Origin of the sequence: Endozoicomonas arenosclerae (genome assembly GCF_001562015.1) — a bacterium.
Lineage (GTDB): Bacteria > Pseudomonadota > Gammaproteobacteria > Pseudomonadales > Endozoicomonadaceae > Endozoicomonas_A > Endozoicomonas_A arenosclerae.
On the sequence record NZ_LASA01000008.1, the window covers coordinates 1 to 18,629 of the forward strand.

Here is an 18,629-nt window from a genome sequence, read left to right on the forward strand (position 1 = left end):
TACCGCTATGAAAACATGATGACCCCTTACGAAAAGTTCCTGTCACTGAAGGAACCAGAACAGTACCTGAAAGAAGGGATTACACTGGACCAACTAAAGGACAAAGCGGAAGCCATGACCGATAATGAAGCGGCCAGAAAGCTGCAACAAGCCAGAGAAATCCTGTTTCAATTAGTTCATGAGCGACAAGCCGAGGGTTAGGTAGTAGTACCTGCCTTCAGGCTCATTTCAGGATTGGAAAATACTGGGAAGAACGCATCCGTAAGCGGGCGGTTTGGGTTACCATGGGGCAAATCTTTGATTCCAGTCAGAAATATGAGAGTGCAGGAATAAAAAATATGGCTAAAGAGACCACTGTCCGAGCTCGTATCGACGAAGCTCTGAAAGAAGAAGCCGAAGAAGTGCTTCGCAAACTGGGGCTGACAACTTCACAGGCTATCAATATTTACTTCAGTCAGATTGCTTTAAGAAAGGGGCTACCGTTTGATGTTGTGATTCCTGATGATAAGCAGTAAGCATTCTTGAGGAATAAACTTCTGTCAGAAAGGCAGCAGTTTTGAACATAAAAGGCTGTTGTCAAACTGACCCGAAGCAGTAACCTGAAAATAATCCTGGGTCTATCTATTCTGGAAAGAAGGAAACGACCAGAATGGATTCTATACATGAGCAGCCCCAAACCTACCGATTCGTCCTCACCCAGCCACTCTACTTCTTCTGTTTCTCCAGTATCCCCTGAAGCTTCTGAAAAGCAAGAAGGCCAGACGGATTTTGGTCGAGATGTTGTCGTTGTTGAACACAAGGAAGATGGTGCCATCAATAAAGTGAAGGTCGTTGATGCCGAAGCGTCCTACTCCAAATGGTTTACAGAGCGCTGCTGGGGTGGTGTTGGAGGCTTTATGACAGGGTTGGTTCTGGGCGGACCTGGAGGAGCAATCATTGGAGCCACAGCGGGGGCTTTTTATCCGGATCTGGTCGGCAGTGCTCCGGTCATGACAGAAGTAGAGGTCCAGGATGTGGAGGAATTTGATTTCATAAATGCTACTCCTGATGCCGTAAGTGAACCTGTGCCAGCCCGATCCCAGATAGAAGATGCCAACCTTGATGTTCTGATCAGCCAGAAAGGTTCCATCATGAATATTCTGGGTATTTATGACCTTTCAGGAAGGCAGTTGTCCAGGGTGGCAGCTCGACTGGTCAAGCGCGATTCACTTTATCAGGATTTGAAAGACGTTAAGGACTGCGTTCGCTCCCATAAAGGGTATCTCGCTGATACGGCTTTTCTCCAGCACTTAAAATACCTGTTTACCCAGGTGAGACACCGGCTCAGCAGTGAGCAGGCTACTGATAAAAAGCTGATCAGCCTCCTCGTTGGCTCCATTGATAGTATGGGCAAGCGTATTACCAGTAATCTCGATTTACCGAAGGGGTGACTGTGTCGTGGCCTGTGTATAACCAGTTATACACTTTTTATGCACAGGTTTTCCTTGAGTGCTCTTAGAACGCTAGAAACAGTACCGTGCACAAATAGAGGCTTTTAGCCGACTCTACGCTCTCCATATAAATATTCGCTGTTGATGATATTTATACTTATCCACAATTGTTATAGAAAGTTTTCCACAGACCGCCGATCACATCACAAGGTATCTCTCGTCAGATCATTTTTGCCTATTGGGAATCATTAGCTAGTTGGGCAATAGATAGTTGACCGGGAAGAGCTGTTGAGCCGTTTCCCGGTCAGAAGTTCTGAATGCCATCAATGGATTTAGGGGAGCACAGGGACTGTGCAGTTGCAGAATCGTTTTATCAGGCAATTTATTGTGCCATCGCTGGTGGGCTTTATGGCGGCCGGTCCCGTGTGGGCTGCTGATTACAGTGGAACCACTGCAGTCATTAGAAATAATACTGCTCCAAATAATGGCACTGATATTGTCAACATCAACGGTGATCTGGATGTCACAGGAGCCAATGCTGTAACGATTGAAGGTACAGGTACGGCTGCTGGTATTACGGTAAATAAAACCTTCAAGGTCACTTCTACTTCTGGTCGTTCAATACAGATTGATGCTAGTGGTACCGTTAACGCCACCATCACCAACATGGGTCACATTGATGACGGAATCACTATTTCCGGTGATACCACGGTTGCTGGGGGTGTTTTATCAGTAACAAATGACACAGGTTATGCGAGTATCCATGAAGGCGTGATCGTCAATAACAATGCCACAGCAACTTCGTCTACTTCCGATACCGTTTCGATTGGGCAGAATGGTTATATCGATTACATCAATGTAGAAATCGGTTCGTCACTGACCAATACAGGTTCAAACTCTGCCATTAATGTGGGAGCTGATGGCCAGCTGGGGGGCAGCTTCAACAACACAGACATAGGTGGCAGTGAAGGCAACATTGTTCGAAATGAAACGGACACCATTCTTGATATCAATGGAACAGTATCTTCCACAGGCTCTTCAGCCATCAATATCTCTACTAATGGTACAGCCACAGGAAAAATGGATATTTCCGGTATTGTATCCGGTCAGCAGAAAACTTCTTCAGGGGGCACAGAGAAAGGTGCCATTAATATTGATGGCACTTATACCGGAAGTATTGAGGTATCGGGTGCGGTCAATGATGCCATCATTGTGGGTGGTACCCACAATGCAACGGGCGATGCAATCAAAACTGTATCCGGTAGCACTCTGGGTGACAACCAGGGTGAAGTGATTATCCAGGTTAAAAGTGGTGGAACCCTTTCTTCCTCTTCAGGCAAAGCCGCTGATCTGGACGGAACGATCCGTGGCACTATTGTCAATGAAGGCACTATTACCGGTGGTATTGAAGTTAAGGGAAATCACAGTGCCAGTGGCTCAGCGTATCAATCCAATAATGGCAGCTTAACTGGTGGCTTTACTGTTTCAGGTACCGTAAGTAGCAGTGGCAACACTATTTCACTTACCAACGGTGGCACCATTGATACAGTTACCGTCAGTAATGGTGGAACTCTCACCAGAACGGGTGGAGGCAGTGTCATTGTTTTGGACGGTGGCTCTACAAAAATCAACAAGATCAGTAACAGCGGCAACATTAACGGTGATATCACACTGACGAATAATGCCACGATAGGCAATGGACCAAGCAATACGGGCATTGAAAATACCGGAACCATTAACGGGAATATTATCAACGGTGGCTTGATTGAAGGTATTAACAGTACCGGTACCATTAATGGAGGAATCACTAATACCGGAAGCATTACTGGTGGTGTAACGCTGGGAACTGTTACTGCATCAGGTGTGAACAATTCGGCCTATCAATCTACCGGTACTGGCACACTGACTGGTGGAATGATCATCAATGGTAATGTCACATCGGATGACGACACGATTGCTATTGGTGCGGGCACTTCTCTGGACACATTGACAGTAACCAGCGGTGGTAACTTATCCACAACGGATACCGTTAACCAGAATGCTGTGAAGGTGGATGGCACTGTGACCACCATAAAGACAGAAGGCACAGGCACCATCACCGGTAATATCAATAATGAAGGGACTGTGACCAATGTTGAGTTAACCAGTCAGACCAGTGGCGGTACGGTTTACTCTTCTGCAGGTGGATCGCTGACTAATTATACCGTTCAGGCCGGTGGCTCAGTTTCCTCTTCTGGCGCTACGGCCATCTCTCTGGGACAGGCTTCAGGTGATAATGGAACCATTACCAATCTGAACGTGAACGGTGCCTTGAAGGCTAATCCGGGCGGTACGGCTATCAACTTGGATGCCACTGGTAATATTACCAACCTCAATATCGGTGCGAATGGGGCTTTGGGTGACTCTACAGATAACGGTGGCACCATCAACAATGGTGGTAGCATTGGCACCATCACCAATAGCGGAAATATCTACGGTAATATCACCAATGCTGCGGCGGGCACTATCACTACTATCACCAGCACTGGAACGATTACGGGCAGCATCACCAATGCCAATACCATTGGCACTATTGCTGTAAAAGGTCAGAACGCTGGCTCTGCAGCGGCATACAGCTCCAGTGGGTCAGCCACTCTCACCAGCTATACAGTGTCCGGTGACGTTGTCACTACCGGGGCTGATGCGGTTTCTATTGGTGGAACCAGTAGTGTGGGTACCATTACAGTGACGAATGATGCCGGTGCCAAATTGAAAGGTGCTACTAACGCTATCAATGTTGCCGGCAGCGTCACCACGGGTATCGTCAACAATGGAACTATTGAGGGGAATATTGCAAACACGGGTACGATTGCTGCCATTACCAACAGTGCTACCCTGACTGGCTCCATTGAAAATGATGGCACCATAGGCTCTATTACTAACTCATCCATAATCACTGGCAATATTAATATCAACGCTTCCGGCAGCGTGACCAATGGCATAAACAGTACTGGTACAGTGAACGGATCCATTAATAACAGTGGTGATATCAGTTCGGGGGTGATTGTGACAACCCAGACAGCCACTGGTGCGGCTTATTTGGGCAACAACAGTTCAACCTTATCTGGCACTTATGATGTCAGGGGAGCTGTTAAGTCGACAGGCGAACATGCAGTACACCTTCAGAGTGGCTCAAGAGTAGATCAGATCAAAGTGTCTTCTGGTTCTCTAACGGCTGAGGCAGCCAGCAAGCATGCCATTCAGCTGGAGAGTGGTTCCAGTATTGATGATGGTTCACCTGATGAGGCTGAAACCATCATATCCATTGAAAACGGTGCCACTGTCAGTGCAACGGGTAGCGGTGGTATTGGCATTAATATCGATACCAACCTGACGGGTCAGATCCAGGTGCTTCAGGGCGGTACGCTCAGTGGTGATACTGTCGCCATCAACCTGGCTTCCGGAAGAACCCATACAGGTTCCATCATCAACAGTGGCAGTATTACCGACAAGATTCATATTGCTGGCTCTCAGTCTGCCACCAGTGATGCGATCTCTATTACCTCTACGGGTCAACTGGGTAGTGTTGAAGGCACTACCATTATTGAAGTAGCGACGGGAGCTTCTCTATCTTCCAGTGCAGGGAACGCGATCAATATTGCGGGAACAACAACGGGTAAGATTCTGGTCAACGGAGCCATAGGTGATGGCAGAATTAACATTGCCAATGGCGGTAACTATACGGGCAGTATCGACGTTGATGGCGGTAGCATAGCTGACGGTATTTCAATCAGTGGTAATCACACCACCAGTGGCAATGGCATTAACATCATCAATGGCGGATCGGTAGGATCTGTCAGCAGCAGTAATGCCATTCATGTTACTGCCACCGGGAATCTAAACGCTTCCGGAGACAGGGCGATCAACCTTGATGGGGGGACTCTGACAGGAACCATTCGCAATGAGGGTGATATCTCTGGCGATATTTATCTGAACGGTACCCAGACCATTGCCGGTTCTTCTTATTATTCTCAGGGCACTTCTGGTGACCGAGCCACTTTAAGTGGCAGTTATATTGTGGCGGATGGTCAAAGCGTTACTACTTCTGAAGATGCTGTTTATGTTGGTTCGTATTCAGACATCACTAATGTAACGATAGGTTCAGGCTCTACCCTGCGGAGCACTGGAGCTAACAAACGGGCCATTTACATTGCCGAGAACGCTCACTTAAACAGCGGTGCAGAAAGTAACGAAGCCCTGACGGTGAATGGCGCCCTGACTTCGGATGCGGGTGCAGCCCTTGAAGTGCAAGGTGCCCTGACCGGTAAACTGATGATTAACTCCACCGGCTCTATTACGGGTAAAGGCGGTGCTACCGATGCGGCCATCCTTCTGGATGGTTCCGGGACTCATAGCGGCTCCATCGAAAACCGGGGTGTGATTCGTGGTGGTATCTACATTGATCAGAACCAGACAGCCGCAAACCAGGCTTATCTTTCCCAGGGATTGGTGAGTGACCGTGCCGCTCTTGTCGGTGTTAATGACCAGGGAGGCGGCTACACCATTGATGATGGTGTCACTGTAACTTCAACGGGCAGTGATACGCTGGTGGTCGGTGGTTACTCCTATTTAGATTCAGTAGTTGTATCAGGCACATTAAGAAGCACTGCCGGAACGGCTGGAAGTTCCGGCGGTAATAGTGCTATTCGAATAGCCAGTGGTGGTCAGCTGGGTGGCAGTGATACAGGCACTGGTGTCAATCGACTCGAAACCGACACAGTGATTGATATTGAAGGAACTGTGTCGTCAGTTTCCGGGTATGCAGTACAGATGGACGGTGTTGTTACTGGTGTGATTCGAATTGATGACGGCGCTACGCTGGCAGGTGATACAACGGATGGCTCCATAGCCATAAACAGTGTTTACACCGGGGCTATCAGAAACCTTGGAACCATTACCGGTGATATTGATGTTTCCAATCGTCACCAGGTTACATCAGGCCCTCTTCTTTATTTAACAGGCAATGCTTCGGTAGACGGTAACTATGTCGTTAAGAATGGGGGGTTTGCCTTCTCGGCCAGCGGTACTGAAATTCTTACCGAAGGGACCTCCAGTGTGACCGGAGTAATGGTTGAGTCGGGCGGTACTCTGGGTATTGATACCAGTGAGACGGTTCGGACTCGAAGTGGCACAACTATAGATAATGTCACGGTTGCAGGTACTTTGGCGGGAACCGTTCGCAGTGATGGCACTATCAAGGCGACATCGGTTGAGTTGGGTGGTCGTCACCGAGCCAGCAGTGATCATGCATTGGCTGTTGAAAACGGAGGTACGATTGAAAGTATCACCGTTAAAGGCGCCAGCTATTCAACAGCCAGTCAGATTGGACTGATCACCAGTTTGGCCAGTGACAAGAGCGCAATATACGTGGCCAATGGCGGAACACTGGGTACTTATGAAGGAACAACTGCTGCCACGATTGATGGTCAGGTGACTTCTACTCTGGGTCATGCCATTGATATTGCCGGTACTGCACAAGGTGCCATGAACATTGGTCAGTACGGTCTGGTATACGCTGGTGAAGCGGCTGACAGTGCCATCAAGATTGGCGGTAGCTACACAGGAAGAATCTACAACCAGGGTGAAGTAGCCTCTGGCATCACGGTGGATGGCTCCCATGTTTCCAGTACCCAGGCTTATTATGCCAAAGGTAATAGCAGCACTGCCAAGTCGAAGCTGACTGGAGGCTATCGGGTCATGAGTGGTGGCTCTGTGAGTTCCAATGCCAGCCATGCTGTTCATCTGGATGAATATTCAGAAACTGATTTTATCGAAGTGAATGGCAACAGCAGCTACATCAAGGCCAATGCCGATGGTCAGTCTGCTATTTATGTAGCTGATAATGCCAAACTGGGTAATGGTATTTCTGGCATCGGAATCACTTCTGGGGGGCTGATAACCGGTACCAGTAATGTGGGCAGTGCTGCTATCAAGGTGGATGGAACGCTCTCTGGTAACATCTCCGTCAGTAGTGGTGGTCAGTTGGGGAACAACACCACCGCTTATGCTATCGACTTTGAAAATGCGGATACTGCGCTGAACTTTGTACAGACCGGAACATCTTCATTCACTAAGGGACGGATACAAGGCAGCAGTCTTGCAACAGACGTGGTTTCTATACGAGAAGGCTCTTTTGAAGGGAACCTGACCAGTGTTGAACATCTGATCATCAGTGATGACTCCTATATCAAGATGCATGGTGACTTTACCCTGCCCAGCAAAACCACCGTGTACCTCGATGACAATATCAATACCGACAAGTCGCTGATCACAACGACAGGGACTGTCTATTCCAATACTGACCGAAGCAATGTCACATTTGTCCCTGAAGACAATAATGCTTACCTGAATCTCTATCGCACTGGACCAGTCATCACCGTTGTGGATGCACAGGCGGTTGATAATGAGGCTGTTGGACTGATCGACATTGATTCCGGCAGTGTGCTGTTGCAAGCCGAGAAATATGTCGAAAATAACAGTATCAAGGTGCGCCTGAGCGCCAGTACTTCAGAGGATATTAACGGGGTAATGGGACAGGCGCTGCTTGCGGCACTGGATCCCAATGCGGACCCTGTGAAATCTCAACAGATCCTGACAACACTGAATCAGGACGAAGAAACGGTGGGTGATATTGAGGATGATGTCAGGGCGGATACCACGGGTTATGCCCATATCGCACCCAGGGAGATGGCTCTGGCGACACAAAGAATCATCTTTGACCGGATCGATAGTTTGAGGGCGGGTGGCCTGAACTATGGTGACGATGGTTATGGTTTTGGTCTCTATGGCAACAGTTACGATGACGAAGAAGAAGCCAGAGACGAAGACGATGATCAGCAAGATTATGAACCGGATGCGGATTCTACGTCTTCCAGCCGTTATCGTCAGGTTCGACAGATGGATTACACATTGATTAATGGTGGTACCTTCTGGGGACAGGCGATGTATCTGGAAGGGAATCATGACGAGAAAAACGGCAGTGACGGATTTAATAATCGTTCTGGAGGTATCGTTCTCGGGATCGATTCTGTGGTGCTGGACAGCTTCCGCCTTGGAGTGGCCGCAACCTACGGCTTTGGTGTTGTAAATACAGAAGGTGATCGTTCAACCGAGAGTCATAACTTCCTGGGAACGGTTTATGGCAGCTGGGAGAGGGCGTCTTATTTTGTGGATACCCTGTTGACCGTGGGAACAGCCCAGAACGACACCGATAAAACCGTTCAGAGCCAGAAGGTAACGGGTAGCTACACCAGTAAACAATGGAACCTGAAAACCATTGCTGGCTATCGATTCCCGGTAGGGGATAGCTGGGAATTTACACCTGTCGTTGAGTTCAACTATGGCCAGGTTAACTTTGACGCTTATGAAGAACAAGGCAACGTAGGTACAGAACAGAAAATTGAAATTCAGGATTACAGTGCATTGGAGATGGGGCTGGGCTTCACGTTGCGAGGTCTGTTCCATAATGGCACCAGCTATGTAGAGCCTGACTTTACCTTTAAAGCTTACACAGACCTCAACACCACGGGATCAAAGGTACAGTACACCTTCCTGGCCGGTGGACCTTCCGCATTTGTTGAAGGACCTGAGCGTGACAGGCAACGCTACCTGACCAGCTTTGGTCTGTATTTTGACATGGGTAGTAATTGGTTTATTCGCACCGGCTACGACTATCGCTGGAGTCAGCATTACCGCTCACACGCTTTTAATGCCAAATTCCGTTATCACTTCTAAGCCTCAGAAGGACTCATTCTTTGGAATATGAGTCCTTCCCAGTTCGTTAATCAGAGAGAGTTGGATGAGAACTGAAAATGATTTCGTTGCTTATTGAAACGATCTCGACACTGGTGTGATGTAAGACCAGATCGCTTTAACAGGGATGTCTCATTACATACTCTTTGTTTTAGCAGAGGTATCTTAAATATTGCGTCCATGCTTTCTGGTTGCTTATGAGAGACACAGAAAGTAATCATTTCCATAGACGACTCACCACTGAAAGATCGGGTCACGCCTGAGTAGCAGTTATTACTCAGCAGTCTCACATTAAAGCCATACAGGTCTGGCATTGCTGGATCTTCAAAACGCCATTTCAGTTCTAATGAGTCGGAAAAAGATTGGCCGTTGTCCCGGCACAAACTTTGAAAGTCTATAAGGGTTAGAGCATAAAACGTGTGAGTAGATGGGTTTCGAATGCTCAACTGACCTGAAGTGATCGACTGAAAACCATCCTGATAACTGCCTGCTGTTAGTTTGCCCGTGAATGTCTCACCTGATGAAAGATTGAAGCCGGAGACATAGGACGATTGCCCTGAATCGCCGTATATAGCCTGACAGGCTGTGGTGCTATGAGCTTTTACTGTAAATGGGAGGGTGGCCAGTGTTATCAAGAGAATCTTTTTCATGTGACGAGTTCGCAAATAGGAAAAAAGAAAAATTAAAGTGCGCATGAATCTGACCATCTGGAAAGTAGCTGATTTTTGTCATGCTGCTTCTTTTTCCCAGAAACTGCCTAAACTGAAGCCGTTGCGAAACCTAAACAGCGTACAGGCATGATGACCAAGCAAGAGAAGCAGAAAGCACCAGGTGTTCAGTGGGTGACACTGGATAACGGCTATCGGGTCTGGACTCAAAGGCTGGGTTCAGGTCCTGTAAAGCTCTTGACCCTGCATGGTGGTCCGGGGTGTTCTCACGAGTATCTGGAATGTCTGGAAGATTTTTTAGCCCCTCAAGGGGTTGAAGTCATTTTGTATGATCAGTTGGGCTCATGGTGTTCAGACCAGCCTGAGGATGAGTCTCTCTGGCAACTGGAACGCTTCATTGATGAGATTGAGCAAGTCCGGGAAGCTCTGGGTCTTGAAGATTTTTATCTCTATGGACATTCCTGCGGGGGGCTTTGGGCTATTGAATATGCGCTAAGATACCAGCGTCATTTGAAGGGACTTATTCTTGCTGGCATCACCGGCAGTATTCATTCTTATATGGCTCATATTAATCATCTTCGGGAGCAGCTCCCTCCGGAAGTGGTTGAAAAAATGAAGCACTATGAAGCTCGGAATGAATTCGAAAATGAAGAGTATCAGTCCCTGTTAATGGAACACCTATACCGAAAATACATCTGCAGGTTGCCTCACTGGCCTGAGCCTTTAAGCCGAGCTTTTGATCACATGAATCATCAGGTATACAACACCATGCAGGGTAATAATGAGTTTGTTTTTACAGGCAATCTGCTGGGTTGGGATCGTTGGAATGAGCTGGCTGAAATCCGGGTTGCAACGCTTGTACTTTCAGGTCGTTACGACACCATGTCTCCTGATGATCAGAAACAGATGGCTTCTATTTTGCCTCACAGCAGGCTGGTCTTGTGCGATAACGGCAGTCATTGCAGCATGTGGGATGATCCGGAGAACTACAAAGCCGCGCTGGTCGATTTTTTCAGGGACGTAGAAAACGGAAGAATATAAGCAATGTATTAATCCGGTAGCCATATTCATTTCTGCTATTCTGATTTGCTACTCAAGTGGTCAGAAGTTGAATGGCTGTCCGGATGGCGTTAGTAGTTTTGGTTCCTCAGCAACGACGATTGCAGTTAGCAATACTTTGGGTATTGCTGGTGTTTTGTTCGGTTTTGGCCATTGCCAGACCGTTAGAGTCAGACATAGTCCACTCTGGCAGTGGCTTGCAGCCAGCTTCTGAACCTCTGCAAAAGCTTGCCAGTATTTCCAGCCAGGGAGGAACACTTAGCACTCAGTTGGATTTTGTTCAGGGAACCTTTCAAGCGCCTTGCCATAATATTACTACCCGTATGTATCGTCATAACAATGTCGCTTCTGTTCCTGGACCAACTTTGCGATTGAAGCGAGGAGATCTTCTGGATCTGACGCTTTTCAACACACTGCCAAAAGGAGCAGAAGGTCAGCTCAATCATTTTCGATTACCCAACACCACCAACTTCCATACACATGGACTGCATGTTTCCTCACGAGCGCCCGCAGATGATGTGCTATCTATCCAGATAAAAGAAGGTGAACAATTCCACTACCAGACTCGCTTACCTGGCTACCATGCTCCAGGCATTTTCTGGTATCACCCACATCAACATGGCTCTACTGCTCTTCAGGTGGGAGGTGGAGCTGCAGGCGCGATTGTGGTTGAAGAAGACGCATCTGATCAAATTCCTGCTGATATTGCTGCTCTTGAAAAAGAGCTGGTCATGTTTAATGAATGGAATCTGGAAAAGATGAAGGCGATATCGACGGCCTCTAATGATCAAATCTGGAAAGTGGAATCCAATGGCACTTGTCTCCCACAAGAGGAAGCATGGTTTGCCAGCAACAGCTTTATTACGGCAAATGGCCAGTACCAACCTTACTTGGCGATGGAAAAGGGGCAATGGAAACGCCTGCAGTTAATCAATGCTGCATTTATGCAGTGGCTGAGTATTCCCGCTCCACAGAATTGTGAGTTTCAGCTGCTGGCTAAAGACGGCATTTTTTTGAAAGAACTGCCTCGTCAGGTAGATCGACTCATTTTGCCCGGTGGTGGTCGTGTTGATTTGGCTGTTCGTTGCAGCCGTGCTGGCGAGAGAGCTTTAATTTCCAAGTCAGAAGCTAATGATGATACGACGTTCATGGGTACGGGCACCCTGATGTATCTGGACGTCAAAGACAGTGAAAAGCCCCCCCAACCTGAACTTAAGTCATTCAAGTATGCAATGCCCTGCTATTTGCCGGACTTGACCCAGGTAGAGGCATCCAGGCTGACTAAAGCAGAGTTCAGGCTGCAAGATAATGAAGATACAAAGTGGTTCGCGATCAATGACACAACCTTCAATCCTGAACAGCCTGTTTATAAGTCAGATATGGAAACTGTTCAGGAATGGACGCTGGTAAATGCGGACTACCATTCCTTTCATTTGCACGTCAGTCCATTTCAATTGCCTGAGACCGTGTCTACAACCGGCAATTATTTTCAGATCGGAGACTGGCACGACACACTTTTTATTCCTTACCTTCCGGAAGAAGCTGAAAACAGTATTAAGGTTCGCTTTCAGCCGGAACGGTACACGGGCAACTATGTAATGCACTGCCATATCCTGCCCCATGAAGATCAGGGCATGATGGCCTATGCTCAGTTTGCGGGTGAAGAGGGGAAATCTTCACTCTGTCCTGATGCAGCTTCTGACTGGCCAGTCTGGAAAATAGCAGCTGTTGCAGCAGGAGCAGTGGTCGGAACCATTCTAGTAGTGAGCGTAACGGGAGGGGTAATCTATTGCACCCCACTGGGAGCCTGGTTGTTATTAAAAGCCAAGTCGCTGCTACCTAAAAAGCTACCTGAGACGAGACCATTACTGCCAAAAGCGAGTGATAAATGAGTAGCTCTTAACAGCACCATGGACTAATAGTTCCATGAATTAATAGTTCCATGAATTAATAGTTCCATGAACCCATTGGGCGAGTGTTGCCGCCATGATTCAGTTCAAGCAGTTAAGTCACATCAATATTGTTGTTGACGAGATAGAAGAGGCGACCCGATTCTATCGTGAAACGTTTTTTGCAGAACCTTTTCTGGACTTTCCTCACTTCAGAAACAGCGGGTTTGCTCGCTCGGCCGGTTTTCTTGATCAACCGGAGAGTGTGGAGGTATCTATCCGCTTTCTGATTTTGCCTTCTGAAGACGAACTTAAACTGGAGCTTATGCAGTACCACTCACCCCAGGGTGAACAAGAAATCCGGTTCAAAAAGACCAACGATTTGGGCGGGCCACGCCATGTGGCAATGAATGTTACTGAGATTGATGCGGCTTTTGAGCATATCAAGAAGCAACCAGGGGTCAGATTAATTAACTCTGCTCCTGAGTACCGACCTTTCAGGATTGATGAAATCTCGGATAACGAGTTTTCGTTTTTTGATGATGAGTTGAATAAAGATCCGGACTCACGTCAGGGCGTTCGAAAAATGGTTGCAGGTATTCGATATTTTTACTTCATAGATCCCTATGGCGTTCAGTGGGAGTTTGAGCAAAAGCCTGATTAATGCACCTGACATTCCAGCGGTTCATCATTAACCGTTGAATCAGATTTTGATTCATCTTTCTGGATTTCAGAAGGAAGAAGGCTATCTTAATTTCAGGGCCCATGTCTCTATAGCCTGAGCTTTCAGGTCATGGCTCAACACTGTAATTAAAACAACAACTGGAGCCACCATGCAGAGACTGACCGGGTTCTTTGATCACCTGATGCGCCGCTATTTGCCTGATCCTTTCGTTCTGGCCGTTCTACTGACTCTACTGGCTTTTATTCTGGGGATTTTGTTTACCCCACACTCGCCTGCAAACATGGTTCAGTTTTGGGGAGACTCTATCTGGAAGCTGCTGACCTTCACCATGCAAATGGTACTTGTACTGGTTACAGGTTATGTTCTCGCTGTTGCCCCTATCGTTCATAAATTTCTGAAAAAGGCGGCAAAGCTGGCGCAATCTCCCGGGCAAGGCATTGTGCTGGTCACACTGATCTCATTTATCGCCTGCTGGATTAACTGGGGCTTTGGTTTGATTGTCGGGGCTCTCTTTGCCAAGCATATGGCCAGGGCACAGCAGGCTATTGACTACCGTCTTCTGATTGCCAGTGCCTACAGTGGCTTTTTGATCTGGCATGGAGGTTTGTCGGGTTCTGTACCCCTGACCATTGCTACAGAGCATCACTTTATGTCCGGCATCATGGGCGTTATCCACAGTTCGGAAACGATTTTTGCCCGCTTTAACCTGATTATTCTTGGTTTGCTGCTGGTCATTATGCCTGCCCTGAATTGGCTGATGATGCGGGGGCTGGATAAAACTGTGACCGTAGACCCGAAACGTTTGGAAGAACCTTCAGTCACGGAACCAGCCGTCATTGATTCTCCTGCCAGAAAGCTGGAACACAGTCGCCTGCTGGCGCTATTACCTGGCCTTATGGGCCTGGCTTATTTGTGGATCTACTTTTCCAGAAATGGGGCCAGCCTGACACTGGATATTGTTAACTTTTTCTTCCTGACTCTGGGGTTGATCCTTCATGGTCATGCTGGTCGCTTTCTTGATGCTGTGACTCAGGGAGTTAAAGGGGCTGGTGGCATTATCATTCAGTTCCCACTTTATGCGGGCATTATGGGAATGATGATGTCCTCAGGGATGGGAGCAGCCATGAGTGAGTGGTTTGTTTCCATTGCTTCTGCAGACAGTTTCCCCTTGATGACTTTTATCAGTGCCGGTCTGCTCAATATGTTTATTCCCTCCGGTGGTGGGCAGTGGGCTATTCAGGCTCCCATCATGATTCCGGCAGCGCTTGAACTGGGTGTAGAGCCAGCGAAAGCTGCCATGGCCATTGCCTGGGGCGATGCCTGGACCAATATGATTCAGCCCTTCTGGGCTTTGCCGGCACTGGCGGTGGCCGGTCTTCAGGCACGGGATATTATGGGCTTTTGCATCATGCATTTATTGGTCAGTGGGGTCATTATTGGAGGCGTTTTCTATCTGGCTGCTTGAAAGCTGTTTTATTACTGAAGCAAATTGATGCTGTTCTCTAAGACATTCCCTGAATGAACCGATGAATAAAGCAGATACCGGAAAAAGGAAGTGTTCCGGTAATGGTTTGAACTGGCAGTTAGAACAGGGAAGGCACAAGGACCGTGCAAGCTTCATTCAACCGTTTTCTGCTCAGCACACTGGCAACGGCTGTATCGATTGCTTCAGCCCAGGCTGCGGACTGGAATATTAGTGCACCTACAACCGTAGAAATCCATGATACCCGCCGTATTGTGGTGGGAGCCGACATCAATTCCGGTGCTGCATCTCCGGTGATCGATGTGAAAGCCCGGTTGGGTGGTATCAAACTGGATACTGAAGTCATTCTCAGTACCAGCGAGACGGCTGGCCCTCCATCGTCTTATGAAAAAGCCACAATTTTTATTAATACAACAGGCCATCTTCAAGGCACCCTGGAAAATCAGGGACATATTCGCAATGGTATGGTGATCACGGGACAATCCGTTCATGAAACCGGCAATGCCTATATGAGTAAAGGTTTGGACGCCGCCCATCAGGCTTCTGTGCAGGGAAGTTATAGCGTTGTGAATGGCGGAGTCTCTGAGGCCATCAAAGAACATGCAGTCAATATTGGTTCGGACTCCTACATGGATTACATCCTGGTGGGCAGTAACAGCCGGATAAAATCTTCAGGAACAGGCAGCAGTGCTCTCTATGTAGCCAGCGATGGACGAATAGGGGGTGAGTTTACCAATGGGCATAATTCCAAAAACCTCACGATTACCCGAACCGAAGCGGATACGGTCATCAATGTTTCCGGGCAGATGCTTGCAACCAACGGACGGGCCATTGATATCGTCGGTGGAGCCGTCGGCAAGCTGCTGGTAGAAACCGGTGGTTTAGTTCAGGGCGGTGGCTCTGATGCTGCAGGTGTTTATGTCAGCGGCACTTATACCGGAACCTTTGAGAACAAGGGCACTATCGAGACCGGGGTGTTTATTCGTGGCACCCAAACCGCAAATCAGGGCGCTGCTTATTGGGCCTATGGCACAGCCAACAACTGGGCGACCTTGACTGGAAGTTATACTGCCGTGGAAGGGGGAGTGAGTCAGTCGACCAGCAATCATGCGGTCTATCTGGATAACTACTCCAGGGCGGATTACGTGGTGTCCAGAGGGCCCAACAGTAAGATCGAAGCTACGGCCAGTGAAAAGAATGCGATTTATGTAGCAGCTAACGCCCAATTGGGTGGAATAGGCGGTCGGGGTGAGGCTGATGCAGCCATTCTCGTGGAAGACGGAGGCGAGATAAAAGCCACCAGTGACAGTGCTATAGAAGTAAACGGAACCTTTATTGGTCGTGTCCATGTTCTCAACGGCCTGATTACCGGTAACAACACCACAGTCAGTGCCGTCAACTTCTCAGCCGCCAAATCTTCGCTCAACTTCCTTCAGGAAGGGGACGATGCAGTCACCACCGGATCTATTTTTGGCAGCACTGATTATAAGACCGATGTTGTGGAATTCAGGGCTGGCGCGTTTAACGGCGCGACCATTCAGAATGTTGATCACCTGATTGTCAGTACCCAGACTTCCAGCATTGCCATGTCCGGCAATTTCACCCTACCCACGATGACAACAGTCACACTGCAACTTCAGACACTTCTTGATGCTGACAATCAGGAATTCACAGGTATTGATACCACCAATCCACTCATAACGGTGGCTGGCAACCTGGATGCTGAAGCCGATGGCAGCAAGGTTTTGATCCGACCTGCTACACCCGTCGAATACCGCACACTGGGTAGCGGTACAACGCTGACAGTAGTAAGTGCCAATATTGTTGAGGGTTCAGTGAAGAATCGCCTGACAGTGGATTCGGGCAGTCTGCTGGTGAATGCTGAGCCTATTGTCGATAGCAAGTCGGTTAAGGTGAAATTGACTGTGAATAAAGCGGCGGATCTCAAGCAGCAGCTTGAAGCTAAAGGCGCACGCAGCAGAAGTGCGGCCGCATTGGCAGCAGCTCTTGATGTTGCGGTCAGTACCGCACCGGCTGATGCCACTAAATCAGCACTTATTTTTGCAGCCCTGAATGACAATACCCGTGACTCAGTCAAGCTGGCCAATGAAGTTCAGCCCGAAGTCTCTGCTGGAGTGCAGAGAACAGGTCAGGTCATGGCTAATAATGCCCATAATATTATCTTTAACCGCATTCACGGCACCCGTCGTGGTTTTAATTACGGTGACCAGTTTGTGGATGGTGCAGCCTGGGGCCAACTTCTTCATACCTCAGGTAAACAGGGTGTTGTTAATCAAGAACCGGGTTTCAAGAATCAGGCCTGGGGCATGACACTGGGAGTGGATGGGGAATTAGAGGCCAATATTCGTCTGGGTCTCGCTATGACTTTATCCACAGGCTCTATCGGCATGGATGACGGTGCTAAAACCAGCCAGCAAAGCTACTTGACGACTCTTTATGGCAGTTGGAGCCACCGGGGAATGTTTATAGATGCCATGGCTTCCATGGGTAATGGCACCAATGACACAGAAAAAACAGTGAATGGCCAGACGGTTAAGGGCAACTTTCAGAGTGACCAGTGGGGCTTCAGGGTTGTAGGAGGCACCGCCTGGCGTATGGGTAGCTGGAATTTATCGCCACAGGCTGAGTTTAATTATGGATTGATTCGTGCCCAGGATTATTCGGAAAAAGGAAGCTCTGGCTTTGAGCAAAAAATAGAAAGTGATGATTACATTACGGCCGAGCTGGGAGCGGGTTTCAAATTTCATGGAGAAATCTGGGGACGCAGAACGGTTTTCAAACCTGAACTGAGTGTGATGGGCTATTACGATTTCATCTCTTCAGGCAGCAAAGTCAAAGCGACCTATCTGGCAGGTGGATCGTCTTATGAGGTTACCGGTCCGGACAGAGATCCCTATCGCTTGTCAGCAGGTTTGGCCTTTGGTGTTAAGACAGGCAATCACTGGACCTTGAGAGCAGGCTACGACCTTAACTGGAGTGAGAATTACAGTTCCGACAGCTTCTCAGCCAGAGTTCGGTATGAGTTTTAAGAGATCATCGGGGAGAATCGATTATGAGCATTGATGGTCCTGGAAAGAATAACTCCAACTTGACCGTTCTCAGGAATTACATTCAATCTGTCAGTGACACTTTGAAGAGCCGTTGGGGGCATCGTAAGGTCTCATTAGAAACAGTCGCGGAAAAACGAATCCGTAAAGAAGCAGAAATGCTGACCCGCAACATGGAGACAGAGTTAAAAGCGCGCTCTGCCGATGTGCGCAAGCAGTTAAAAAAAGTCGAGAAATACCTTCTTAAAAAAACGGACTATCGGCCCGCAGATGGGATGGAGTGGAAACTCAGCGAGGATCTTGATTCCACGGTAGCAATGCGCAATGAACAGGGGAGTGCCGGAGTTTATCGGGACATCCATCTTATGCTTTCCAGAGAGGCTCGACAAATCGACAGGGCACAGCAGCGCCTGGAAATGAAGCGGCAGGAAGTAAAAGAAGCCCTGATCAAAGCTCACCTTCCTGAAGGCGATGAAATCAGCCTGGCCAGTGTTACCTCTCAGGAAGAAGCAGTGCTGTTGGAAGAGCTCATGGCAATGATGGAGGAGGATGAGTC

Annotated in this window: 11 protein-coding genes; 10 read left to right on the plus strand and 1 reads right to left on the minus strand. The window is 48.2% G+C overall.

Annotated elements, in window-relative coordinates:
• The 4 genes from WG89_RS00815 to WG89_RS00830 all read left to right on the plus strand — a co-directional run.
• A partial coding sequence (locus WG89_RS00815) for a hypothetical protein (protein ID WP_062260213.1) occupies positions 1–201 on the plus strand: 201 nt, incomplete at its 5' end.
• Between the two features lie 137 nt (positions 202–338).
• Positions 339–515 carry a type II toxin-antitoxin system RelB/DinJ family antitoxin gene (locus WG89_RS00820; protein WP_062260232.1) on the plus strand — a complete coding sequence of 59 codons (177 nt, stop codon included), beginning with the start codon at positions 339–341 and terminating at the stop codon, positions 513–515.
• Between the two features lie 147 nt (positions 516–662).
• Entirely contained in the window at positions 663–1,430 is a 768-nt protein-coding gene (locus WG89_RS00825; RefSeq protein WP_062260215.1) for a hypothetical protein, read from the plus strand.
• Positions 1,431–1,787: 357 nt separating this feature from the next.
• The gene (locus WG89_RS00830; protein ID WP_062260217.1) at positions 1,788–9,203 is read left to right on the plus strand and encodes a hypothetical protein; all 7,416 of its coding nucleotides are present in this window, start codon (positions 1,788–1,790) and stop codon (positions 9,201–9,203) included.
• 50 nt (positions 9,204–9,253) lie between these two features.
• Here the strand turns inward: WG89_RS00830 and WG89_RS00835 are convergent, their stop codons facing one another.
• A complete protein-coding gene (locus WG89_RS00835) occupies positions 9,254–9,871 on the minus strand; it encodes a hypothetical protein (RefSeq protein WP_153301345.1) in 618 nt (205 codons plus the stop codon).
• Between the two features lie 147 nt (positions 9,872–10,018).
• On the opposite strand from WG89_RS00835, the gene WG89_RS00840 reads away from it, so the two are divergent.
• The 6 genes from WG89_RS00840 to WG89_RS00865 form a co-directional block, all read left to right on the plus strand.
• On the plus strand, positions 10,019–10,930 hold the full coding sequence (locus WG89_RS00840) for a proline iminopeptidase-family hydrolase (protein ID WP_062260221.1): 912 nt from the start codon (positions 10,019–10,021) through the stop codon (positions 10,928–10,930).
• Between the two features lie 83 nt (positions 10,931–11,013).
• Positions 11,014–12,840, plus strand: coding sequence for a multicopper oxidase family protein (locus WG89_RS00845; RefSeq protein ID WP_172806666.1), 1,827 nt, complete (start codon positions 11,014–11,016; stop codon positions 12,838–12,840).
• 94 nt (positions 12,841–12,934) lie between these two features.
• The gene (locus WG89_RS00850) at positions 12,935–13,501 is read left to right on the plus strand and encodes a VOC family protein (RefSeq protein ID WP_062260225.1); all 567 of its coding nucleotides are present in this window, start codon (positions 12,935–12,937) and stop codon (positions 13,499–13,501) included.
• A gap of 169 nt (positions 13,502–13,670) precedes the next feature.
• Positions 13,671–14,987 carry a short-chain fatty acid transporter gene (locus WG89_RS00855; RefSeq protein WP_062260227.1) on the plus strand — a complete coding sequence of 439 codons (1,317 nt, stop codon included), beginning with the start codon at positions 13,671–13,673 and terminating at the stop codon, positions 14,985–14,987.
• A gap of 143 nt (positions 14,988–15,130) precedes the next feature.
• Positions 15,131–18,055 (plus strand): autotransporter family protein, encoded by a 2,925-nt coding sequence (locus tag WG89_RS00860; RefSeq protein WP_062260229.1) that lies wholly within the window; start codon positions 15,131–15,133, stop codon positions 18,053–18,055.
• 23 nt (positions 18,056–18,078) lie between these two features.
• Positions 18,079–18,629, plus strand: a 551-nt coding sequence (locus WG89_RS00865; protein ID WP_153301346.1) for a hypothetical protein, incomplete at its 3' end; no start/stop codon positions are given.

What these genes read in the sequence shown, in the direction of transcription:
- WG89_RS00820 (WP_062260232.1), top strand. Translation starts at nt 339, where the DNA reads ATGGCTAAAGAGACCACTGTCCGAGCTCGTATCGACGAAGCTCTGAAA.
- WG89_RS00825 (WP_062260215.1), top strand. Translation starts at nt 663, where the DNA reads ATGAGCAGCCCCAAACCTACCGATTCGTCCTCACCCAGCCACTCTACT.
- WG89_RS00835 (WP_153301345.1), bottom strand. Translation starts at nt 9,871, where the DNA reads ATGAAAAAGATTCTCTTGATAACACTGGCCACCCTCCCATTTACAGTA.
- WG89_RS00840 (WP_062260221.1), top strand. Translation starts at nt 10,019, where the DNA reads ATGATGACCAAGCAAGAGAAGCAGAAAGCACCAGGTGTTCAGTGGGTG.
- WG89_RS00845 (WP_172806666.1), top strand. Translation starts at nt 11,014, where the DNA reads ATGGCGTTAGTAGTTTTGGTTCCTCAGCAACGACGATTGCAGTTAGCA.
- WG89_RS00850 (WP_062260225.1), top strand. Translation starts at nt 12,935, where the DNA reads ATGATTCAGTTCAAGCAGTTAAGTCACATCAATATTGTTGTTGACGAG.
- WG89_RS00855 (WP_062260227.1), top strand. Translation starts at nt 13,671, where the DNA reads ATGCAGAGACTGACCGGGTTCTTTGATCACCTGATGCGCCGCTATTTG.